Genomic DNA, 21,758 nt, shown 5'->3' on the forward strand with positions numbered 1-21,758 from the left:
TGGACTGCCTAGAGCAGCTCAGCAAGCCCGAAACCAATATCGATCAACTACTACCATGGCAGTTTACTAAGCGTTAGGTGGGATTAGCGGACGCTTACTAACAAGGAATGCTAATGGACAAAACATTGACTTAATTTTATTAGAAGAGCCAGAAAACCATCTTAGCCACACTAATATGAATAGGCTTATATCAAAAATCGCAGATACTCATAACAATCAAATCGTTGTGGCAACTCACAGTAGTTTAATAAGCTCTCGTCTAGATCTACGAAATTCAATTCTACTAAACAGTACATCTAATGTTCCTTTGACCTTATCTGCTCTCACCGCTTCTACTGCAAAGTTTTTTATGAAAGCACCAGATTCCAACATTTAGGAGTTTGTACTTTCAAACAAGGTTATTTTAGTTGAAGGAGACGCAGAGTATATTTTGATGGGTGCTCTTTACGCTAAAGCGACAGCTAGAACGCTTGAAGAGGATGGAGTACATATTATCTCCGTAGGCGGTACAAGCTTTAAAAGATATATGGAGCTTGCAAGGACACTTGAAATTAGAACTGCTGTTGTGAGAGATAACGATAAGGACTACCAAGCAAATTGTGTAGGACTCTATGCTGAGCATATCTCTGATTGCATCAGTGTTTTTGCGGATAGAGATAATGCTAGGTATACATTTGAAGTGTGTATTTTTGCAGAAAACGAAGATATCTGTAACCAATTGTTTTCGGTAGGTGGAATACAAAAAGCACCACAGGAATACATGATTGATAATAAAGCTGAAAGTGCACTGAGATTGCTTGATAACCACGCTGATGATTTGATAGTTCCAGCCTACATTCAAGAGGCAATCGAGTGGATAAACGCATAGTATTGGCTGTCGCAGGTTCCGGTAAATCTTCTAGTATCATTGACCAAATTGAAGAAGATAGCCGTGCACTTATAATTACGTATACCGAGAATAATGCTGAGCAGTTAAAGAATAAAATTCTTATCAAACTTGGCGAAATTCCTAAAGGCGTAAGAATTTATAGATATTTTACCTTTTTGTATTCTTTTTGTGTCAGGCCTCTCACCAATCATGAATTTCTAATTAAAGGGATAAACTTTGAAGTTCCTCTGCCAGCATTTATCCAAAGATCGCAAAAAAGTAAACCAGAACATTATATTGATAGGAATAGGCGCTTGTACGCTGGGCGAATAGCGAAGTATCTAATTCAATTTAAGTTAACTTCTGACCTAAATGAGCGAATAGAAAGATTCTTTGACACAGTTTTTGTCGATGAGGTTCAAGACTTTGCTGCGAATGATTTCAATTTATTATGTGAAATGGCGAAAGCTAATGCGAATATCCAATTAGTAGGAGACTTTTTTCAGCACACTTTTGATACAAGTAGAGACGGTAATATTCGAAAGTCATTACACGATAACTTTGCGAAATATTGCCAAGAATTAGAAAAAGCTGGTTATGTTGTAGATCTAGATAGTTTATCCAATAGTTACAGGGTGTAGCCCTAGTGTATGTTCTTTCGTTGAAAATAATTTAGGAATCGGCATTAGATCTCACCGCGAAGACAATGTTACGGTGACAGATGTTCAATGTAGTCAAGAGATTGATAAAATTTATCAAGACAACAAAATCGTGAAGTTATTTTATCAAAGCAGTAATAAATATAGTGGATTTACTGATAATTGGGGTAATACAAAGGGCCTTGATGATTTCACAGATGTTTGTGTTGTCTTGAATCCTAAAAGTTATAAAGCATTACTGGATAATGAATTGCATAGTCTGCCAGCTACAACAAAGAACAAACTTTATGTCGCATGCACAAGAGCAAGAGGTAATTTATATCTAGTAGAACAGAAGAAACTTTCGATCTATAAAAAATAATGTTTTACTTGCATGTTTATCTGTATGTATGTATGTACAGAATTCCTAGTGACCAACTAGGCTTATATTCATAAGCGTCGGCCTTGCAGGAAAATCAGCGTAGCCTGAATTCTTAATCATGAATTAATAAACATAATAAAAATCCATGGTGACTAGTGAATAACTCCTACCAATTTATCCATTTAGAGACATACGCTGATAAGCCGCGTAAAGGCTCGGGACGCCCCGCAGCTGAAGCTGTAGCAAGGGAGTGTCAAAGAGTGGAGCAGTCTTACCCTCATATACAGAATCCTCTAGCTGCCCAGTTAATTTACGGAGTTGAACCTATAATCGCGTTGAACGAAGATCGTTCAACTGTAAAGCGATGTCGAGATGCAATGGGAAGAAAGATTCGTTCGGATGCTCAGTTTGTTAGCTTTGGAGTTGCGTCTACAAAAGTTGAATCCACGCCTGAGAACTGGAATTCAGCAGAAGTGCAACATTGGGTAAACGACACCCTCGAATTTCTTGAAAAGCGATTTGGGTCATCGTTTGTTTCGGCAGTTGCTCATCTTGATGAACGATGGGTGCATATCCATTTCGTGCTGGCTCCTAAATCCGACATTAGTAATCAGTTAGATATTAGTTCGATTCATCCGGGGCTTGCGGCCCAAAGACTAGTTAAAGAGTCTAGCAAGAGCAAGAAAGACTTTGCTTATAAAGAAGCGATGAGGTGTTTTCAAGATGAGTACTATGAATCGGTCGGGCTAAAAAATGGTCAGCTCCGTTATGGGCCTCGTCGCCGCAGATTGAGTCGAAAGGAATGGCATGCACAAGTGAGGGTGGCGCAACTTCTAAAAAAGATATTTTTAGATAAGAACGAGCAAATATACAAACTAAGTATCGGGCTAAAGAAAGCAAAGAGCTTATTGTCTGACGTGATTTACAAAACAATTAAAAACAATAATAAAGTGAAGGTGAATCGAAATGAATTTATTCCAAAATGAAATTGATAGTGCAGTTACTTCGTATCTTGATGCCTATACGTGGCATGAGCCATCAAACAAGAGGTCGGCAGAATATAGAGCGCATAAGCTGGTAGCGCAGCTCATTAATGCTCATTTAATAGGTGTTCAGTGTGAATCTGATATATGTGAAAGGGTGAAAGATTTGGATGGTTTTGTCCGTCAGCTACAGGCTGAGTTTGATTGTATTTACATAGATCTTTCAGTTGGTACTTTCCCAAAAACAATAGAGCGTTTATCAAAACTCAAACCGAACCCTATCCTTGCGGAATACCATTCGCTAGTAGTGAAATTACTAAAGATCATACTGGTCAGAGTGCAAGAGTCTAGCAACCCAACGTTAGCAGAACAGAAGTTGTCCGATTTCATTATGGCTGTGGTTCAAGTCTTTTCACCACCTGCCAAAGTTCAGCCACGTTATACAGAAGTGGATGTTCAAGATGAAAAGCAAGAAGTAGACAAACTAATTGAGTATTACTTAGACATAAATTTTTGATTTGCAGAAATTTTAGTTTAAAAGCCCACTGGCTAACGCCAGTAATTTCCTATATGAATCGGGTTGTTGGGCATTTTGGCAAAATCCCAATATTCTTATTTATATTGGATTAATCTTATTATTATTCTTTGCCTTAATGCCCAAATTTTAATTTTCTCTCAATTTTTCAAAGAGAAATTACATATAAAAGTGCCTTAAATTAGGCAGCTTAGTTGTGTCACGTTATTTGAACTATTTAGTTTGCTAGGAGTAACTCCAGAAAACCCACGCTTAGTCTTACCGTCTGCCATTAAAATGGATTTTTTTCTGACTACACCTTTAGATCTAAGAGTGTCCTCAATAGCTTTTAACGTATCTGAACGCTTTCCTAGCTTATTCCCATTTAATGACCAGCGCACTAACCCGGGCCATGCCTGCAATCTATATTTTTATTCTCATTGGTATGGTTATCGCCAGCTTTATGCAAAGCGGCACTATCTCAGCGCTAATTTATTACGGTTTAAGTTGGCTAACCCCAGTATCTTCCTGGCGGTGGGATTAATTTTGTGTGCGGTAATGTCGGTGGCTACAGGCACATCGTGGGGTACGGTGGGCACTATGGGTGTAGTGCTGATGGGTATTGGTGCTGCCATGAACATACCACTCCCCATTGTGGCGGGCATGGTGATATGTGGTGCGACGTTTGGCGATAAAATGTCCCCAGTGTCTGATACCACCAACCTCGCATCCATGAGCGCGGGTACCAACCTGTATTGACATATGTACGCCATGCTGCTAACTACACTGCCTAGCCTTCTTCTAACTTTTGTAATTTTCTTGGTAATTGGCTTTGGCTATGCAGACCAAAACTTAAATGTTGACGAAATAATCAAAATAAAAGCAGCACTCGCCAGTCACTATAACCTTGCACCCTATATAACACTGTTACCGCTGGTGCTGCTTACGGTAATGAGCATCAAGAAAGTGCCGGCTGAAGTAACCATGTCGTGCAGTATTCTTCTTGCCGTTATCATCGCTATTTTCTATCAAGACACCAATACCATTAGCGTGCTCAACGCGTTGTGGGAAAACACCCCTCAAAATACGGGTATCGCAAATTTAGATGCCTTACTAGGACGAGGCGGTATTAGCAGTATGAGCTGGACGTTGCTCCTCGCCTTAATGGCAATCGCATTGGGCGGCATACTGCACGGTGCAGGCTTTCTAGCTGCGTTACTGACAGGCATTATTGAACGGGTAAAACGCACAGCAACCCTAATTGCCGTGACCATTGCGTCTGGTTTTCTAGGCAATGCGGCCATGGGCGAGGCCTATATCTCTATCATTTTGAATTGCCAGCTGTTTAAACCGAAATATGAACAGCAGAACCTTGACTCCGCTGTGCTATCTCGGTCGGTAGAAGAAGGTGCCACTATGACCACAGGCCTTATTCCGTGGACAACGGCTGGTGCGTTTTACTCTGCCACACTGGGCGTTGACGTGCTCGATTACGTGCCCTATGCGTTCTTCAACTATCTAAACGGCGTTGTTGCGGTAACCATGGCCGCATTGGGCATGGGCATGCTAACAACCAAAGCACGAATGAATAAACGCACATCGATTTGAAGTAACCCAATAGCTAACACAATTCTGATAAACTGTTTTTTAAGATCGCCCGTTTAAAGCCAAACGTATAAGGCATCTATAAAAACAAAACAAAGGATCGTGTATGAGTAGTAATACCCGAGATGCGGCCTCCTCCAAGGCCATTATTAAACAGGAAGGCGCGTTTAGCGTAATCGACAAGCCCACTTTTTTTGGCTCTCTTATTCTTCTTCTCTCTGTCACCATTCCCCTAATTATTTGGCCGGACCAAGGTGCACAGTGGGTGGCAGCCGCAAAAGACTTCGTAACCAGTAAACTAGGTGTTTTATACCTCTTGCTTGGCGTTGGCGCTGGTGGGTTCATGGTTTACATCATGTTCAGCGACATCGGGCAAATAAAACTAGGCGACCCGGAAGAGAAACCCGAGTTCTCGCCAGTATCATGGGCTGCCATGCTGTTTTGTGCAGGCATAGGCGCGTCTATTTTGTATTGGTCCATGATTGAATGGGTGTACTACTACCAAGCGCCACCGTTTCACATAGAAGGTGAAACCCCCGAAGCCGCAAAATGGGCTGCAGCCTACGGTATCTTTCACTGGGGGCCGCTTGCCTGGGCAATTTACCTCATTCCCGCCGTACCTATTGCGTACTTCTACTATGTGCGCAATCACAGCGTACTTAAAATATCAGAAGCACTCATGCCGGTTATTGGCGAGAAAATGGCTCACGGCTGGCTGGGTAAAATTATCGACATCAGCTTTATCTTCGGAATGTTAGGCGGCGGGGCGACCACGTTAGGTTTGGCTGCGCCTATGATCAACGAAGGGGTGCACGAACTATTCGGCGTGCCTAAATCACTTACTACCCAAGTTCTGGTGCTAGTAACCTGTACAGCTATCTTTGGTTACAGCGCGTATGTAGGTTTAAAGAAGGGCATTAAGCTGCTGTCAGACATTAACTTTTGGCTGGCCATAGGGTTGCTACTATTTATATTTGTTGTGGGACCTACGTTGTTTATGGCCAATACCGGCCTAGATGCTTTGGGCCGAGTACTTAGCAACATCATTAAAATGGCTACCTGGCTAGAGCCTTTTGCCGAATTTAATGGCTTTCAAGACACGCATTTCCCTCAAGACTGGACTATATTCTATTGGGCATGGTGGCTGGTATTTGCACCAAGCGTAGGGCTTTTTATCGCGCGCATTTCAAGGGGGCGCACCATTCGCACTATGGTGGCGGGCTCCATGTTCTTCGGCACCATGGGCTGCTTTTTATTCTTCATGGTAATGGGAAATTATGGCTTGTATTTGCAGCTTTCGGGTGAACTAGACGTGGTGAGTATTCTTAACCAAGAAAGCCCTACGGCCGCGATTTTCGCCATGCTACACACGCTGCCATTGGACTACATAGTCATTTTCGTATTCACCTTGTTAGCGCTAATATTTACCGCAACTACGTTCGACTCCATTTCTTACATTCTGGCAGCTGTAGTGCAAAAAGAAGTAGACGAAGAGCCATTGCGCTGGAACCGATTGTTCTGGGCATTCGCACTATCGTTTATGCCTATAGTGCTTATGTTTGTAGGTGGATTAGAAACGCTTCAAACGGCGTCGATAATAGGGGGCGTTCCGCTATTAGCTGTGGCCTTAATGTTATGTATTGCCATAGTGCGGGCGGCCAATTACGACATGCGTTACCAGCCCGATTACTCGGTAAAAGAAATCAATATAGGGGAATTCCCCGACGACGACCCGTGGAGCGAAGAAGGTACATGGGATATTGATGAAGAAGGCGAAGAGAGTGATGGCGAAACGCCTATTGCCGCAAAGCCTAAACAAAGACCGCCAAAAGGCCACGTTGAGGGCGACCCGCACAGCAGACCGTCGCGGTTGTAGCTTTTATCGTAACTGAATGAAACAAACGCCGCTCACGGGCGGCGTTTGTATTAATTGAGCACAATTAGCGTACCCTACAAAAGCGACTGTGGTACCGTAATAATCGTTTGCACCCTTTCAACTTTACGTATGTAGCAGAATGTCAGTTAAGAATTATCAGAAATTCTATCAGCCACTAAACGCGGTACATTCGGCTGATTTTAATCGCTGCATTTACTGCGGCTGCGAAGCTGCGCGGCAAGACTTTATTCCACCCATAAAATTCATTCACGACTGGCAAGACGGACATCTACAGGCCGACTTTATTTCCGTGCCTGCATGCAACGAATGCACTGATCTTTTAAAAAATGAAAACAACGCCACGCTAGAACCCAGAATAACCGTGTTAAAAAAGCGGTTGGCGGAAAAGTACAAAAAGGCCATTCGGGTGTTTAACCACTGGAGTATGGAAGAAATTGAAGAAATGGACGCGGCATTTCAAATAAGCCTAAAAGGCGGCTTGCGATTAGGCAAAGAAACCCTTTCCCGTCTTCAATTTGCAGGGTTCGATTATGAAGTGAATGGGAGTATTACGCGGGTCGTAAAACCTCAACGCGAGGTGTTTAAAGTGTTCGACGAAGAGTTTAGCAGCTTTAGAGAAGCGCTAGCCTTTGCCAGCGCTACCTACAAAATCAAGAAAAGCCGACTAAGTCAGCTTTATTTCGATAATGACGAAAGCTTTGATAGGGCGATTGAGGCTTTTCATGGGCTAGTTGAGGGTAACCCATAAAGCGCTGATTGGTGGCTTTGCACTTCGGAGTCAGAGGTTCGAGCACTATAAAGCCCTCCATTTTTTAAGGTTTGGCCGTTAATCCCCAAAAGCAAAGTAGTTCAAAGGCCTAGTATGTGTTGAAAGGGCGCAACCATCATTCTTGCCCGTTTTTTAAAAAATACAAATCAGAAAACCCCATTTTTGCAAATTCGGTATCTCTGAAGTTTCTTACGGTTTTTTTATCTTTACTAATAGCGGCAAGTTGCTGTTCAGTTTGCAGGAACTGGGAAAGGTTTATTCCCTCAGCTTCGGCCACGGCTTCATGCATATTTTGATGGCGGCTGTAAGAAAAATTTATCTCTTTTGCAACACCTTTAAACTTATAACGTACTTTATGGGCCATGTTCTACTCAAGTTGGTCGATGTAATTCAAAAACTGTTTAACCGCTATTATAAACTCAATTAGCGCTAATAATTACCCGTATTAAAAAAGCGGGTGGCAAAACCATAGCGCGAGGTGTCCGATGAAGAATTTAGTAGCTTTAAAGAAGCGCTAGCCTTGCCAGTGCGACATACCAAATAAAGAAAAGCCGGCTGAGCCAGCTTTATTTCGACAATGATGAAAGCCTTGATAGGGCGATTGAGAGTTAACCCATGAAAAGCTGAATAGTGGCTTTTCACTCCGGAGGCAAAGGTCGCGCGTTCGAATCGCGCCGGGTGTGCCATTTTTAAGGGGCTGTAGCCTGATTTTGTTTTCTTGAAAATCTATTTTTTAAAATATGTAGCAAATGTGTAGCAGATTAAATTTTATAATTCCTCGCTAAAAGCCAATAAGCTTCGAACCGAGCTGATGGTCCAATTCAGCAGAGCTGTTATTATTTAGGTCTGTAAGTAGTAAATCTAGTCTGAAAGATGCATTCCTAAAGAAGTCTTTCGTAGAACTTAAATGTCTCTGTGTAATAAATATTTCCAACACACTGCGTAGAGTTTGCTTGAGGTAAAATTCAAGGTTGGCGCAAAGTAGAGCAGGGGATACGAGGAGTTCAGCACTATGAACGATGTCACATCTCGCTCTATAGATTCGTTGTAACTGTAGCTCTAACCTTTCTTTGTGCGATTGTATTAATAGATAGAGGCTTTTGGGGGAGCTTATCGTCGATATAAGTGAATTGATATGGTAGTTAATGTACTCATAATTTTTAGTGTGTTCTAGAATCTCATTTTTCTCGGAATCTAAAATACCTCTGAAGGTTACTATGTCGAGTGTAGTGATGTCTTCCCCATTAGTTTTATATTCCAATTCTCCCAGAATTTTCTGAGTAGCAAGCAAAAGTTTGTGTGTATAGTGCAAGCACAAAATAGGTGTTATTGATTTAACGACTCTTTCTCCAATATTTCCAGAATTTTTATCTGTGCTGGTCAAATACTCGATAGCTGTCCACCAATTAACTAACTTATTCTCGAAAATATTTGTATCACTGCCATAGCGAAAAAATCTGAAGGAGGAAATAATCCTATCTCTATTTGCATCCGATATTTGTGCTGAATTGACTAGTGTTTCTACTTGTCCTACTAATTTAGTCAATTCAACTTCAATAGTGGCTACGTCAACGGGGTTAGGTACGACCTTTGGAATATCAAAAATTCTGCCCTTTAGAGTTGCATCCTCGTTTAAACAAACAAACTCTTCGGAAACTTTTATTGGTTCATTGTTAAACTCAAATCTAATTAGGTCTAAGGTTTTACAAACTCTTTCGTAGGCAAGTGTACCTGCGTGTCTAGCGTCGTTTTCATCTACAGTCGTTACAGCATATTTTTTTGAGTTGTGCTCCGTTGAAAAAGACTTATTTTTAATTTTACCTCTCGCTATGAAGCTATCCAGATTTTTATGGAAGCTTATTTGACCAATTTTTTCTGGAAAAATGCTTGAAGTCTTTGAGGTAATTCCTGTGAGGGAGAATGCAATTTTGAATTCTTTAGATTCGGATTTAATTATCCGAAATAGGAGTCCTAACCTTTTATTAAATGGGTAACTATTATCGTTACGGTCCTTTGCCAAAACACCTTTATATAGATGAAATAGTGACTCAATGCTTGATCCTTTATCAATCAAAGCGCTAAGTAGGCTTGAGACCGTTATCTTGAGCAGACTTAAGTCAGTAGTATCATTTTCTATCAGTTCTTTTTCTAAATATATCTTGCAAAAGTTGATATATTTGTCATCCAATAACTCGTATAGTGCAGTAGCAATAGGCACTATCAGCTCACAATTACCACTTGTTACATTGTTTTTCTTTATATCTTTTTTGAAACTTTTTAAGTGGCTGATTAATCGAGCGGCTTCGCTGTCCATCAAGTGTAATGAGCTCTCGATTACGTCAATAGCTTCGTTAAATACAAGATATTTGTCTAAACTATTAGCATGACTCATAGACCAAACCTTAGCCAATTCTCTTGCAGAGTTGACAGGATTCATCGTTCTAAGCCTATACGAGTCAATAGAAAATTGATGTGACATGTTATACCAACACCCAAGAAAGAATTTCTGATGCGCGGTATAAGTAAAAGGAGGGAGCCTATGATCTATTCTCAAGCGCTTGCTCTATTAGTAATAGTGGTTATAATAAAAAGACTACCATATATTGTTACACGCTCAAACATGCGGGTAATTGAAAGAAAACAAGGGGATAGATGGTAAAGGTCTGGGCTAGTTCCCGCTTTGCTACTCACCCCGCCTCATTTGAAAGAGCAACTACGGTTGCTCTTTTTCATTCTAGTGCTTCATTGATTTATTCTTCATGTAATATTTGATCCTGTTTCCTAGTACACTTATTTACAGAACTCCAAGTAAAAGCATCTGAGCCGCTATGCGGCTCTAGTGCCACGTTTTTCTAATCGCCATTCGTGAACTCTAGTAATAAGTTCTTTTTCACCTAGCTTTATTCCTCGAAGCGAAATTGAAACCACTCCATCAAAGTAACTTTGTTTAAGTTCACCTGTTTTTGTATCAAGCTTTTCTTTGTAAAGAGGGCGAATTGCCTGTTCATTGCGCTTACAGAATACTCCCCCCATAAGTTTTACAAACTCTGCCCACTTGCCTTTATCCGCTCAAGCGTATTGGAAAGACGACCTTTACCATTTTGTAAAATCTCTTTTTATAAACTTAAATAGCAATAATTATCATTTAAATTAGCTTTAATTTATCTTATACTCCCCCGCCGTAAAGTTCTTAACCCTTCATAACCAAATAACAGAGAAAACCATGAAACTAAGCAGTTTATTTGCACTAACGCCTATCGCGTTTGCTTTGTCGGTAAATGCGCAAACAACTCAAAGCGATACAGTAGAAGTTAAAGAAGCAGACGTAGAAAAAATTCGTATTGTAGGTGTTCGCCAAAACCGTGTTAGCCGCGGTGCAACTGGCTTAACCATGGAAATCAGTGAAACGCCTCAGTCTATCAGTATTCTTTCTGAAGACCTTATGCAGTTGTTTGGTGCGTTCAACATTAATGACGCACTAAAGCTAGCACCAGGTATTAACGTAGAAGAGTGGGAAACTAACCGTACTAACTACACCGCACGTGGTTTTGAAATTAAAAACACCCAAATTGATGGTGTAGGCCTGCCTAACGACTGGGGTATTGTTACCGGTTCGGTTGAAGCTTACGGCTACGAAGAAATTGAAGTTATTCGTGGTGCGAACGGCCTGCTTACTGGTGTAGGTAACGCGTCAGGCACCATCAACTATGTGCGCAAGCGTCCTACTAACGAAGAAGGCGGCGAAGTGGGTGCAAGCTTTGGCTCTTACAACTTCAAGCGCGTTCAAGGCGACTACTCTATGCTGCTTACAGAAGACGGCAGCTGGGCGGCGCGTGTAGTAGGTAGCTTTGAAGATAAAGAGTCTCACCTAGATGGTTTAGAAAACGATCGCGGCTTTGTATACGGTGTTATTGACGGTCAGCTAACTGATAACGCTACGATAACTTTCGGTTTGTCATACCAAGACGCCAATACCGACGGCAACACGTGGGGCGGGCTAGTATTCAACTATACCGACGGTACGCAAGCTGAGTGGGATATTAATGACACCACTACGCAAGAATGGACCAAGTGGGATACTGAAACCACTAACGCCTTTGTTGAACTAGACTATGAGTTCGACAACGATTGGCAATTGCTACTTAGCTATAACTTCCGTGGTTACGAAGATGAAAGTAAGCTGTTTTATGCTTACGGTGCCATTGATAAAGAGACTGGCCTAGGCTTAGTTGGCTGGCCAGGTCGTTACGATTCTGAAATTGACTCTCACCTGTTAGAAGGCCGTGTATTCGGTGATTTCGAGCTGTTTGGTCGCAGCCATGAAGTTAATTTTGGTGTAAGTCACGCTACTAGCGACGACGTGTCTTTTGTTCATGCGTTTGACTACGCTACTACTCCTGCATACGGCCCAACACCAGCATTCCCGTACGGCTTGGATGCGATTGCTGAGCCTGAGTGGTTAGGTGTGTCTGAGTACTCAAATATTGAGCAAACACTAACGCGTTACTTCGGCTCTGCTCGATTCAGCGTAACTGATGCAATGCACATCATTGCTGGTTTTAACGCGATCGACTTCGAGCGTACTGGCCAAAACGCAGGCGCGGTTATCGATAACTCAGAAAGCGAAGCCAGCCCTTATGTTGGTGCGACTTACGCGGTAACAGAAGATGTTAATGCTTATGTGAGCTACTCTGACGTGTACCAGCCACAAGAGCAGTATGACGTAAACGGCCAATACCTTGACCCAACTAAAGGTAAGAACTTTGAAGCGGGCTTCAAGGCACAGTGGTTCGACGACAGACTACTAACAACTTTCGCTTACTTCACCGCTGAACAAGATAACTTGGCAGCATATGCAGGTACTAACCCTGAAACTCTTCAGTACTACTACAAAGGCGTATCGGTAGAGTCTGATGGTTTTGAGATTGAGCTAGCGGGTCAGTTAACTGATGATCTACGCATTAACGCGTCTTACACCAACATTGATGTAGAAGACGAGCAAGGTAACGACGCTAACCTATGGGCACCACGTGATGTAGTGACGTTCCAACTAGGTTACACCGTACCGCAAGCGCCAGAAATTGAAGTAGGTTTTGGCGGTAGATGGCAGTCTGAAATCAGCAACGTAGACTACAATGTAAAGCAGGGCGCTTACTTCTTAGGCAACGTTTATGCTTCACATGCGTTTACAGAAGATTTCACCGTTCGCATGAACATCAACAATATCTTCGACAAGAAGTACATTAACAGCCTACATACGGTTGGTTACTACGGTGCGGGAATCAACGCTCAGTTGAGTGCATCATATACGTTCTAATATGAACCAAAACATGAATGACAAAAATGCGGCATAGGCCGCATTTTTTGTTTGTGATTCATCATTAATGAAACAGTTTGCTTAGACTCTTAATTTAAATTTTTATTAATTGATTAAAATTAGACCAGTTGCTATTGTTTTAGAACGTTCAGAAGATGGAGTTTCAAATGAATAAACACTTAAACAAAGTGTTCCCAAGTACCGTTAAGTTGTCAGTCCTAACGTTAGGTATTTTTCTTGGCGGCCACCTCGCCGCACAGACCGATAAACAAAGCTACGAAACAATTGACGTAGTGGGTGAGAAAACTTCTCCTCAACTGAAACGCGCATTCGACAAGCAACGTTTCGAGTTCCTAGAGTTGTATAACAGCATTAATGAGGTCGCAAAGTTCGACGTAATCTGTAAATACCACAAGCCAATTGGAAGTCAAATTGCCCGTAAAAGTTGCGAACCGCGTTATGTGAAAGACTTTCGTTCAATGATGATGCAAGTCTCGTCTACTGGCCCGGGAATTGATTTTAACCGCTTACCCAGCGATGACCATATTCGCTTTCTTACTAACGACACGAGAGAAGATGCATTCGAGCATGTTGCAGCGTTGATTGCCACCCATCCAGAACTATTTGATAGCTTTACTAAACTAGACGCTATTCACCAGCGCATCGAGCAGCGTAAAGAAGAAGTTTACGAAGATTAATTCATGAAAATCACAGGAATTAAAATGAACCGTATTCTTAAAAAATATTTCGCACTAAGCGCTGCTTTAGCGCTTTTTTCGCTAACCAATGGCCACGCAATGGCCCAGTTAGATAAGCAGAAAGTAGAGCGAATCGATGTTGTGGGGCAGAAAACAACGCCTCAACTCGTAACAGCTTTTGAGAAAGAACGCTTTGCTTTTTTGGAGCTCTACAACGAAATTAACAACGTTGCTAAATTTGACATGATATGTCATCGCAGTAAGCCCACCGGTAGCCAAATTGTGCGTAAGCATTGCGAGCCTAGGTATTTGAAGTCTTACAGGTCCATGATGATACAAAAAGCCAGCAACACGTCGACTAGCGATAATACGTACATCAACTTTGGTCTATTACCTCATGATGACGACATTAAATTTCTTACCAAAAATACGCGTGAAGAAAATCACGACCATGTTGCAGCATTAATCGCAACACACCCAGAGTTATGGGAGAGCTTCAAAAAGCTTGATGCTATCCACCGTAAAATAAAGCAGCGGGAAGAAGGCAACTAGCGCTGTTTGGTGCAGCTGTTTAACCTATAAAAAATGCGGCTTAATGAAGCCGCATTTTTTGTATCAATTATAACTACTGATACTTCTTAAGCTCTAGTCGTGACACCATGCCTTTATGCACTTCGTCAGGGCCATCAGCTAAGCGAAGGGCTCTTGCACCAGCGGCAAATCGCGCCAGAGGGAAGTCGCTACACATACCCGCACCGCCGTGAATTTGTAATGCCATATCCACCACGTTTTGTAGCATATTCGGCACCACCACTTTAATGGCTGAGATTTCGGTCATAGCATGCTTAACGCCTAAATTATCAATTTTCCATGCGGCGTGAAGCGTAAGCAAACGCGCTTGCTCAATAGCCATGCGAGCATCTGCTACCCGTTCTAAGTTGCCACCTAAGCGTATGATTGGTTTACCAAACGCAACCCGTTCGTGACCGCGTTTAAGTGCAAGCTCTAGCGCTTTTTCTGCCATGCCGATAGCGCGCATGCAGTGGTGAATACGGCCCGGGCCCAAGCGCCCTTGTGCAATAGCAAAGCCTTTGCCTAAACCCATAATTAGGTTGTCTTTGCTCACGCGCACATTATCGAAATGCATCTCCCCGTGGCCGTAAGGCGCATCAAAATCGCCGTAGGCATCTAGCATGCGTTTAATGGTAATTCCCGGTGTATCAAGCGGCACTACGACCATACTGTGGCGACTGTGCTTGTCGTTATCAGGATTAGATAAGCCCATGAATATAGTTATAGCAGCATTAGGATGGCCTAACCCTGTCGACCACCACTTTTTACCGTTAATGACTACGTCATCGCCATCTTCAATAATGGTGGCGGCCATATTGGTGGCGTCAGACGAAGCAACATCAGGCTCTGTCATACCAAACACTGAGCGTATTTCACCTGCAAGCAATGGTTTAAGCCATTTCTCTTTTTGGGCGTCGTTGCCGAAGTGATACAGCACTTCCATATTGCCGGTATCAGGCGCATTACAGTTAAAAATCTCTGGTGCAAAGAGGTATTTTCCCATGCGCTCTGCCATAGGTGCATATTCAAGCGTGGTAAGACCCTGGCCTAGCTCGGCATCGGGCAAAAACAGGTTGGCTAACCCTGCTTCACGCGCTTTAGCTTTAAGCGCTTCAGTACCAGGGTGCAGCTTCCAGGTTTTCCAGTCGCCGTGATTATTCTCTTTGTGGTGAAAGTCGTAAACTTCATCTTCAATTGGCGCTATATGCTCGGCTATAAAATTATCGAGCTTCTCTAGTAAGGCTTTGGTTTTGTCGTTATGTGAAAAATCCATAGGGCACCTTTTTACATTCGTTGAAATTGTACTAATTAGATATAGAGAGTATTTGCTTCGCATCTCGCACTTGGGTCGCCGCAAGTTAAAATGTAGGGACTGTCTCTAAAGCGTGCGATAACTGTTCGTTAAACGCATAGTAGAGAAAGTTGTTAAATGAATGAAATGAAATATAATCCTTAAATGGTGTGAATCTCATTCATGGTATTGGCAATGTTCGAAAACAGACAATTCGAGAAGTTGGATCTAAACCTGCTAAAGGTTTTTGAAGCGCTTTGGCAGCATAGGAATATGACCCGCGTAGCTGAAGCGCTTCACATTACGCCATCGGCCGTTAGCCATGCCATGCGCAGGTTTAGGGATATTTTGGGCGACCCACTTTTTGTTAAAGAAAAACAAAGCATGTTACCTACTGCGGCCTGCGAACGGTTAGCGCCCGCTATTCTAAAAGCCTTAAGCGATATTCGAAAAGCATTGGGGGAGTTTGCCGACTTCGACCCGTTACACAGCCATCAGCGCTTTGTTATTGCCATGCAAGAGTCTCTTGAATTAGGCGTTTTACCTGTCCTGCTTTCAACCCTTGAAAAACAAGCACCTAATGTCGAAATAGTAAGCACTCGCTTACATCGAGATGCAATGCTGGCAGACTTAACAAATCGAAACCTCCACCTTGTCATTGATATTGGTCGCGCTGTTGCCGCGCCCATTTCTCACTCACTATTGCGCCGCGACACCTACAAGGTGCTTATGAATAAGCAAAACCCGTTGGCACAAAATATAGATAAGAAGAAGTATGTGGCGGCACGCCATATAACGGTGTCGAACCGGGCAAAAGGGGCGTCGGTAGAAGAAATTGCACTGCAGCAACTAGGTATAAGCCGTCCTTCATTATGGCGTTGCCAAAACTATCGCGCCGCGGCAGATGTGGTGGCTAGCACTAACGCTTTGTTAACTTTGCCAGGCTCTGTGGCTGATGCGGTAAGCGATGACAACCTGATTAGCACCAAACTACCGTATCAGCTTCCCGCGTTGGAAACACACCTTTACTGGCATAGCCAGCAGGAAGGCGAGCCCGGGCTAATGTGGTTACGCAATTTAATGCTACACTTGTTCGCTGAATCTGGTCTTACCAGATAGGTTCTGATAGGATTCAGCGCTATAGGCATTATCACGCAGCTCACACTTTGCCAGCGATTAGCGGGGTTTAGTGCTAGCGTACATGAGGTATGTCAGATACTGCGGTTGGCGCGTGTTTTGGTGAAAAGGAAGCAGTAATGAATATTCACACACTTGCAGGCTACATACAGCATATTTATCTTGTTGAAGACAGCAAGGGGTTGCTATTGCTTGATGGCTGTAGCCGCGCCGATGTAGACAACGTGTGTCGATACATTACGCAAACCTTAGGTCGTCCGTTAAGTGACTTAAAGCTGATTGTGGTTACACACATGCACCCAGATCACGCCGGAGGCGCCATTAAACTACGTGAACGTACTGGCGCGCAGGTGGCATCTCATCCCAAAGCCATCAATTGGTATGCTGGGTTTGCTGGGCGTACTGCTCACGGTATAGATTTGTTGCTAACTTGGTGGGTGGCCAATCGTATCGGCAAGCCAAGAATGCCTATTTGGTACAACCCAATACTAGCGCCAGATATGACGCTTGCCGACAATCAGTTACTGCCCGGTTTTCCTGACTGGCAGGTTATGTACACGCCGGGCCATACCGACCACGATTTAACGCTAAAGCACATTCCCACGCAGCAGGCTTACATTGCCGATGTATTGGTACAGGTGAAAGGTGAACTAGTACCGCCATATCCGTTATGTCACCCAAACCAATACCGCGAAAGCTTAAAGAAGCTGGCCCAGTCACATATTGATACATTCTTTTGTGCTCACGTTCCGCCCACCAAAAAGTCAGATATCGACTTTGAACAAGTTATTGAAAACGCGCCGCGTAAACCTAAGAATCACTGGCACTCCAGTAAAAATCGCATAAAGAAAAAGCTATTCAATAAGACTCGCGAGCATTAGTTTATTAGCCGTCGTTAGCGTTATTTATTTTACGCAGCGTCGTGTTTAGCTGGCACTGCCCTTGCTTTTCCCCCTTAATAACCACATTAATCCTATAGGCATATCTATAATAACGAGAGGGCAATAATGTATCGGCCGCACTCTCTGGATATTATTTTTAAAGGTTTAGGTTTAAGGGAATAGGAACTGCAAAGGCAGAATACAAACAAAACAATGCAAAAAAATATCGCTACGCTTTTTGACAAAACTCGGGCAATGGCGTCGCTAACTGGCGACAAACTTAGCAGTGTGTTTAACAAAGAAACTCACAGATTCACCATTACCGGGCTAAGTCGAAGCGGTAAATCTATGCTGTTCACCAGCCTTATCACTATGCTGAAAAGCCGTAGTGAAGAGGGCTATGCGTGTTTGCCTTTGCTACGTTATTTGCCGCCATCCCAAGTGCTTGATATGCGCATAGAGCCCATTGAAGGCTACAAACCGTTCCCGCATATACAGAACATTGCTGATCTTGAAAACGGCCAATGGCCTAAAGCCACCGAAGAAGCATTCGGTTTTAAGCTGGTGGTGCGTTTAAAAGAAACCGCCTCATTGAAGCGTCATGTACTGCCTCATAGCGATGTGGTGTTTGAGTTTATCGATTACCCTGGAGAATGGGTGACCGACATTCCCATGCTAAGTAAAACCTATGCTCATTGGTCAGACTCTGCGTGGGCTCAGCTTAGCAGTGGGCCGCAGCAGTATTTTGCCAACCAGTGGAAAGCGTTTGTTAATCAGTTTGATTTTGAGCAAGAGCCAACCGAACAACGTATTCAGCTGCTGGTTAATGCCTATCGCGATTATTTAGTAGACGCGAAGGCCAACGGCATATCTCTTCTTCAACCGGGCAGTTTTTTATTGGAATCGAGCGACTTCGATTGGCAGGCCTTTGGCTTTACGCCGCTTCCGTCTAGCATCACCAGCGATGTATCACATCCTTGGTTTAAAATATTCGACAAGCACTTTGCTAAATTCCAAAGTGGGTGGTTAACGCCGCTGAAGCAGTCCATTTTCAAAGAAACCGACAAGCAAATTATTCTAGTCGATTTGTTTGAAGGGCTTAACCACAGCAGACAGCATTTGTATCAGTTAAAGGAAACTCTTAGTCATCTGGCCGACACCTTTGTGTACGGGCAAAGCACGTGGTTTTCACGCAATGTGCTGAAAAAGGAACAAATAGGCAGAGTTGCGTTTGTGGCCACTAAGTCTGATTTAGTGCCTGTAAGTCAGCGCGCTAACTTACTTAATTTACTTACCCAGATAACCGAAGGGGCGAGAGCACGGTTTGACGGTAAACCCATACAATTCGAGCATTTTTTAGTGTCTAGCATGCAAGTAACCGACGAAGGTAGTAACGACGATGCTATTCGTTATAAAGACACTGATGGCCGCTATGTAGAATCTACGTTCGAACCTATTCCCAGCACACTGAAAGAGATGGAAGAGGGCAGCCATTTTCCAGTACCTGATGTGAGTGTGCCTAGCGATTTTAAGGCGCGTATTTTAGCGGGTAAGGGCGTAGATAGATTGCTTCAGTTTTTACTGGGCAAAGGAGAGTAAGAATGAGCGATAAACCTTATACATTTGACGAAAGCCCAGAAGAAACAAGCCAGTCTACGCTTAGAAGCGATGCAATTTACGGCGGTGTCGGTGAGGAAGAGCAGCATAATGCGGTGACTGGTTATGGTAAACCTAATAATGACCATGAAAGGGATGCGGTAACAAAACCACAGTACAAAACCAAAGTTAAAACACAAACCTTAGACATAGCGCAGCCTGAAACCAAACTCCCGCAACAAGTTACCGAGGATGTATGGGAAGTGGATACTAAAAAAGGTGGCCTGTCGTTAGGTGCGGCAACATTAGGGTTTGGTGTGGTTTCATTAATTGGCTTTTTCGTTTTTGAAGCTTATACCACCCTTGCGGCAAATGTTTCTGAACACCCCATCGGTACGGGCGTACTGGGCGCGCTATTAGTTGGGTTTGTTAGCTGCTTTAGCTTTTTGAGTTTTAAAGAGTGGCGAGGCTACAAGCAAGTAAATACGGCGATGGAAGATGCAAGCGTTATCCGAGATTTGCTGGCTAGCAAGGGAGCAGAGCCTTCAGCGCAAAAGGAGCCTTCAGCGAAACAAAATCCATCAGCGGGAACAGAAGCATCACCACAGAAAATTGATCGCGTGCTAAGCCAGCACGGCAAACGCTTTTCGCGAGGGTCTTACGCGGCGCATTGTTTCGACCGTTATAAGCAGCAGCTTCAAGACGACATGACAGGCCCAGAACGATTAGGCCTGTACGAAGACACGGTACTAAAACCTGTTCAGGAAAAGGCGCACAAGGTGCTGAATAAAGAGTCGGTGACCGCCGGAAGCCTTGCGTTTATAAGCCCAAATAATCTTATTCAAACTTTTGCTGTGGTATGGATTAGCTTTCGTACCATTCGTCGAATGGCCCGCGTGTATGGGCTAAGGCCAAGTACAGCAGGCAACTGGAAGTTGCTTAAAGTGTTGGCGCAAAACATTGCGGCGCAAGGCGTGTTTGACTTAGCTACCGACGAAGTTGCCAATCAAATTGGCGGCAGCTTGTCGGCGAAGTTTATGGAAAATTCGGCTGAAGCGATTGCTGCGGGCGCGCTCAACGCCCGTTTAGGACGAGCGTTGATCAAGTTACTTAAATAGCGCGTCTTGCCTGCTTGTTAGGCTGTGCTAGTGATTTTGCGCAGCCTAGTGGTACCAGCCGCGCTCTAGCGCGAAACTCTTAGGTTACTGTATCAACGTTATAGCGCCTTTTTAGTGGGCACCACCACGTTAGCAAAGATTAATCCCGCCACTAGTGACATAAAGATAAGAAATACTTCCTGCCCCAAATGGTCGGCCTTCACAAAGTCTTGGCCTGTCATAAACGAGTTCAAGCCAATATAGGTCTTAGACCCCGGCACCAGCACTATAAGCCCGTGCATAGCCACAATGGTTGCGGGTTGGTTAGCAATGCGGGTGAACGCATTAGCAAAAATGCCTAATGCAAACGCACCCACGAACGCACCTAGCCCAGGGCTCATGTAGTCAGAGCTCCATGCGGTAGCACTGTAGGCAATAAATGCTGCGGCCAATGCCCATGGAATGTGTTTAATACGCGTTCTGAATATCGCAACTAGGGCAATACACAGCAAGAATACCGCTAGCCAAGTAGCCCAGTAAGGCAGCGATTCTGCAGGGGTATACACGTTTTCACCAAACGCACTAAAGCCCACTGATACACCCAAAAAAGCACCGAAATACAGCTTAAACAGCTGCATGATGGCGTCCATAGTACGAGCCGTGCCCGACACCATGTTTCGCGATGAAAGCTCGGCAAGGCCCATTGTCAGCGCTAGTCCGGGTACAAATACAATGACCGATGAAAGCACAACCAGCGGAATGTTAATGCCAGGGTCAACATATTGACCAATAGCACAGGCAAGAATGCCGCCAACGAACGCGGTGACAGGCTCTAGCATCAAGTTTACGCGTTTAGACTGCTGTGCCCATAAGGTCCAAAGATAAGCCACAATACCCAAGGCACCCGACCAGCCAATTTCACTCCAGCTTGCACCCATTAGCATAGCAAACGCGCCAGTGGCCATAGCAAAGGCAACGCCTGTAACCCATTTACCATAAGGGCTGCCCATGGCATCTATTTCATTTAAGCGCTTGTCAGCTTCACTTAAGGTTAATTTGCCCGACAGCAGTTCGCTGGCCAGTTCATCGGTAAGCGACAACGCGTTCATGTCTAATTCGCCAGGAAGCAAACGCGCAGCATGGTTATATTCGTCTTCGTGACGGTCACTCCAGATAACAAAAGTCAGTGAAGTTGGCGTTGAAATAAATGAAGCGTGTACGCCTAAATACTTAGCGACTTCACCTAGGTAAGCTTCAAGACGGAACGCAGGGGTACCGTACTTGTGCAGCATTTTGCCTAGCTTCACTATAAATCTACGAATTTGAATAAATTCAACGGTATCCAACGCACTGCCCTTTAGTTTTGATAAATCTAATATGAGATAAATGAGACAAAAAAGCCAGACGCATAGGTAAAGTGTCTGGCTAAAATTTGGGCGGATTGTACGGAGGGTTTTGCACGAAAGCAAAACAAATTTTCTCTTATTTTCCCTTACAAAAACTAATCGATTA

Annotated in this window: 20 protein-coding genes and 1 pseudogene; 16 read left to right on the forward strand and 5 right to left on the reverse strand. The window is 43.5% G+C overall.

The genetic code is table 11. The features are described 5' to 3' along the window. Window positions 1-124: 124 nt before the first annotated feature. From MHN02_RS04175 to MHN02_RS04220, 9 genes and pseudogenes are all read left to right on the forward strand, one after another. On the forward strand, window positions 125-376 hold the full coding sequence (locus tag MHN02_RS04175; RefSeq protein WP_336246465.1) for an AAA family ATPase: 252 nt from the start codon (window positions 125-127) through the stop codon (window positions 374-376). A gap of 24 nt (window positions 377-400) precedes the next feature. Further along, on the forward strand, window positions 401-868 hold the full coding sequence (locus MHN02_RS04180) for a TOPRIM nucleotidyl transferase/hydrolase domain-containing protein (RefSeq protein WP_336246466.1): 468 nt from the start codon (window positions 401-403) through the stop codon (window positions 866-868). After that, entirely contained in the window at window positions 853-1,509 is a 657-nt protein-coding gene (locus MHN02_RS04185; RefSeq protein WP_239244707.1) for a UvrD-helicase domain-containing protein, read from the forward strand. Before MHN02_RS04180 ends, MHN02_RS04185 begins: the two co-directional genes overlap by 16 nt. A gap of 73 nt (window positions 1,510-1,582) precedes the next feature. Next, entirely contained in the window at window positions 1,583-1,888 is a 306-nt protein-coding gene (locus MHN02_RS04190) for an ATP-binding domain-containing protein (protein ID WP_239244709.1), read from the forward strand. Between the two features lie 155 nt (window positions 1,889-2,043). After that, on the forward strand, window positions 2,044-2,874 hold the full coding sequence (locus MHN02_RS04195) for a plasmid recombination protein (RefSeq protein WP_239244711.1): 831 nt from the start codon (window positions 2,044-2,046) through the stop codon (window positions 2,872-2,874). Further along, window positions 2,855-3,388, forward strand: coding sequence for a hypothetical protein (locus MHN02_RS04200; RefSeq protein ID WP_239244712.1), 534 nt, complete (start codon window positions 2,855-2,857; stop codon window positions 3,386-3,388). Before MHN02_RS04195 ends, MHN02_RS04200 begins: the two co-directional genes overlap by 20 nt. A gap of 358 nt (window positions 3,389-3,746) precedes the next feature. Beyond that, a pseudogene (nhaC, locus tag MHN02_RS04210) lies at window positions 3,747-4,993 on the forward strand (Na+/H+ antiporter NhaC); the annotation flags it as partial. 103 nt (window positions 4,994-5,096) lie between these two features. Further along, a complete protein-coding gene (locus MHN02_RS04215; protein ID WP_239244716.1) occupies window positions 5,097-6,866 on the forward strand; it encodes a BCCT family transporter in 1,770 nt (589 codons plus the stop codon). A gap of 139 nt (window positions 6,867-7,005) precedes the next feature. Beyond that, window positions 7,006-7,635 carry a hypothetical protein gene (locus MHN02_RS04220; protein WP_239244718.1) on the forward strand — a complete coding sequence of 210 codons (630 nt, stop codon included), beginning with the start codon at window positions 7,006-7,008 and terminating at the stop codon, window positions 7,633-7,635. A 136-nt stretch (window positions 7,636-7,771) separates the two neighbouring features. Here the strand turns inward: MHN02_RS04220 and MHN02_RS04225 are convergent, their stop codons facing one another. The 3 genes from MHN02_RS04225 to MHN02_RS04235 form a co-directional block, all read right to left on the reverse strand. Continuing rightward, window positions 7,772-8,020, reverse strand: a complete 249-nt coding sequence (locus MHN02_RS04225) for a DUF2960 family protein (protein WP_239244720.1) — start codon at window positions 8,018-8,020, stop codon at window positions 7,772-7,774. A 417-nt stretch (window positions 8,021-8,437) separates the two neighbouring features. After that, the gene (locus tag MHN02_RS04230; protein ID WP_239244722.1) at window positions 8,438-10,048 is read right to left on the reverse strand and encodes a hypothetical protein; all 1,611 of its coding nucleotides are present in this window, start codon (window positions 10,046-10,048) and stop codon (window positions 8,438-8,440) included. Window positions 10,049-10,482: 434 nt separating this feature from the next. Further along, the gene (locus MHN02_RS04235; RefSeq protein ID WP_101563232.1) at window positions 10,483-10,689 is read right to left on the reverse strand and encodes a hypothetical protein; all 207 of its coding nucleotides are present in this window, start codon (window positions 10,687-10,689) and stop codon (window positions 10,483-10,485) included. Window positions 10,690-10,879: 190 nt separating this feature from the next. Here MHN02_RS04235 and MHN02_RS04240 point away from each other — a divergent pair, with 190 nt between their 5' ends. From MHN02_RS04240 to MHN02_RS04250, 3 genes are all read left to right on the forward strand, one after another. Next, on the forward strand, window positions 10,880-12,973 hold the full coding sequence (locus MHN02_RS04240; protein ID WP_239244724.1) for a TonB-dependent siderophore receptor: 2,094 nt from the start codon (window positions 10,880-10,882) through the stop codon (window positions 12,971-12,973). 167 nt (window positions 12,974-13,140) lie between these two features. Next, window positions 13,141-13,671 (forward strand): hypothetical protein, encoded by a 531-nt coding sequence (locus tag MHN02_RS04245; protein WP_069943498.1) that lies wholly within the window; start codon window positions 13,141-13,143, stop codon window positions 13,669-13,671. 24 nt (window positions 13,672-13,695) lie between these two features. Then, on the forward strand, window positions 13,696-14,223 hold the full coding sequence (locus MHN02_RS04250; RefSeq protein ID WP_239244726.1) for a hypothetical protein: 528 nt from the start codon (window positions 13,696-13,698) through the stop codon (window positions 14,221-14,223). A gap of 73 nt (window positions 14,224-14,296) precedes the next feature. On the opposite strand, the gene MHN02_RS04255 is transcribed toward MHN02_RS04250, so the two are convergent. Then, on the reverse strand, window positions 14,297-15,517 hold the full coding sequence (locus MHN02_RS04255) for an acyl-CoA dehydrogenase family protein (RefSeq protein ID WP_239244728.1): 1,221 nt from the start codon (window positions 15,515-15,517) through the stop codon (window positions 14,297-14,299). Between the two features lie 213 nt (window positions 15,518-15,730). Here MHN02_RS04255 and MHN02_RS04260 point away from each other — a divergent pair, with 213 nt between their 5' ends. The 4 genes from MHN02_RS04260 to MHN02_RS04275 all read left to right on the forward strand — a co-directional run bounded on the left by MHN02_RS04260 (window position 15,731) and on the right by MHN02_RS04275 (window position 20,267). Continuing rightward, window positions 15,731-16,654: a LysR family transcriptional regulator gene (locus tag MHN02_RS04260; protein WP_049587583.1), complete on the forward strand. Its 924-nt coding sequence runs from the start codon at window positions 15,731-15,733 to the stop codon at window positions 16,652-16,654. Window positions 16,655-16,791: 137 nt separating this feature from the next. Then, window positions 16,792-17,553, forward strand: coding sequence for an MBL fold metallo-hydrolase (locus MHN02_RS04265; RefSeq protein ID WP_239244730.1), 762 nt, complete (start codon window positions 16,792-16,794; stop codon window positions 17,551-17,553). Between the two features lie 213 nt (window positions 17,554-17,766). Continuing rightward, on the forward strand, window positions 17,767-19,152 hold the full coding sequence (locus MHN02_RS04270; protein ID WP_014947789.1) for a YcjX family protein: 1,386 nt from the start codon (window positions 17,767-17,769) through the stop codon (window positions 19,150-19,152). Between the two features lie 2 nt (window positions 19,153-19,154). Further along, window positions 19,155-20,267 carry a YcjF family protein gene (locus MHN02_RS04275; protein ID WP_239244733.1) on the forward strand — a complete coding sequence of 371 codons (1,113 nt, stop codon included), beginning with the start codon at window positions 19,155-19,157 and terminating at the stop codon, window positions 20,265-20,267. Between the two features lie 98 nt (window positions 20,268-20,365). On the opposite strand, the gene MHN02_RS04280 is transcribed toward MHN02_RS04275, so the two are convergent. Beyond that, entirely contained in the window at window positions 20,366-21,592 is a 1,227-nt protein-coding gene (locus tag MHN02_RS04280) for a threonine/serine exporter family protein (protein ID WP_014947791.1), read from the reverse strand. Window positions 21,593-21,758 lie beyond the last annotated feature (166 nt).

This window comes from Alteromonas sp. CNT1-28 (genome assembly GCF_022348345.1).
In the GTDB taxonomy this organism is placed as follows: domain Bacteria; phylum Pseudomonadota; class Gammaproteobacteria; order Enterobacterales; family Alteromonadaceae; genus Alteromonas; species Alteromonas macleodii.

What these genes read in the sequence shown, in the direction of transcription:
- MHN02_RS04225 (WP_239244720.1), bottom strand. Translation starts at nt 8,020, where the DNA reads ATGGCCCATAAAGTACGTTATAAGTTTAAAGGTGTTGCAAAAGAGATA.
- MHN02_RS04215 (WP_239244716.1), top strand. Translation starts at nt 5,097, where the DNA reads ATGAGTAGTAATACCCGAGATGCGGCCTCCTCCAAGGCCATTATTAAA.
- MHN02_RS04240 (WP_239244724.1), top strand. Translation starts at nt 10,880, where the DNA reads ATGAAACTAAGCAGTTTATTTGCACTAACGCCTATCGCGTTTGCTTTG.
- MHN02_RS04275 (WP_239244733.1), top strand. Translation starts at nt 19,155, where the DNA reads ATGAGCGATAAACCTTATACATTTGACGAAAGCCCAGAAGAAACAAGC.
- MHN02_RS04245 (WP_069943498.1), top strand. Translation starts at nt 13,141, where the DNA reads ATGAATAAACACTTAAACAAAGTGTTCCCAAGTACCGTTAAGTTGTCA.
- MHN02_RS04220 (WP_239244718.1), top strand. Translation starts at nt 7,006, where the DNA reads ATGTCAGTTAAGAATTATCAGAAATTCTATCAGCCACTAAACGCGGTA.
- MHN02_RS04235 (WP_101563232.1), bottom strand. Translation starts at nt 10,689, where the DNA reads ATGGGGGGAGTATTCTGTAAGCGCAATGAACAGGCAATTCGCCCTCTT.
- MHN02_RS04230 (WP_239244722.1), bottom strand. Translation starts at nt 10,048, where the DNA reads ATGAGTCATGCTAATAGTTTAGACAAATATCTTGTATTTAACGAAGCT.
- MHN02_RS04200 (WP_239244712.1), top strand. Translation starts at nt 2,855, where the DNA reads ATGAATTTATTCCAAAATGAAATTGATAGTGCAGTTACTTCGTATCTT.
- MHN02_RS04260 (WP_049587583.1), top strand. Translation starts at nt 15,731, where the DNA reads ATGTTCGAAAACAGACAATTCGAGAAGTTGGATCTAAACCTGCTAAAG.
- MHN02_RS04250 (WP_239244726.1), top strand. Translation starts at nt 13,696, where the DNA reads ATGAACCGTATTCTTAAAAAATATTTCGCACTAAGCGCTGCTTTAGCG.
- MHN02_RS04265 (WP_239244730.1), top strand. Translation starts at nt 16,792, where the DNA reads ATGAATATTCACACACTTGCAGGCTACATACAGCATATTTATCTTGTT.
- MHN02_RS04255 (WP_239244728.1), bottom strand. Translation starts at nt 15,517, where the DNA reads ATGGATTTTTCACATAACGACAAAACCAAAGCCTTACTAGAGAAGCTC.
- MHN02_RS04270 (WP_014947789.1), top strand. Translation starts at nt 17,767, where the DNA reads ATGCAAAAAAATATCGCTACGCTTTTTGACAAAACTCGGGCAATGGCG.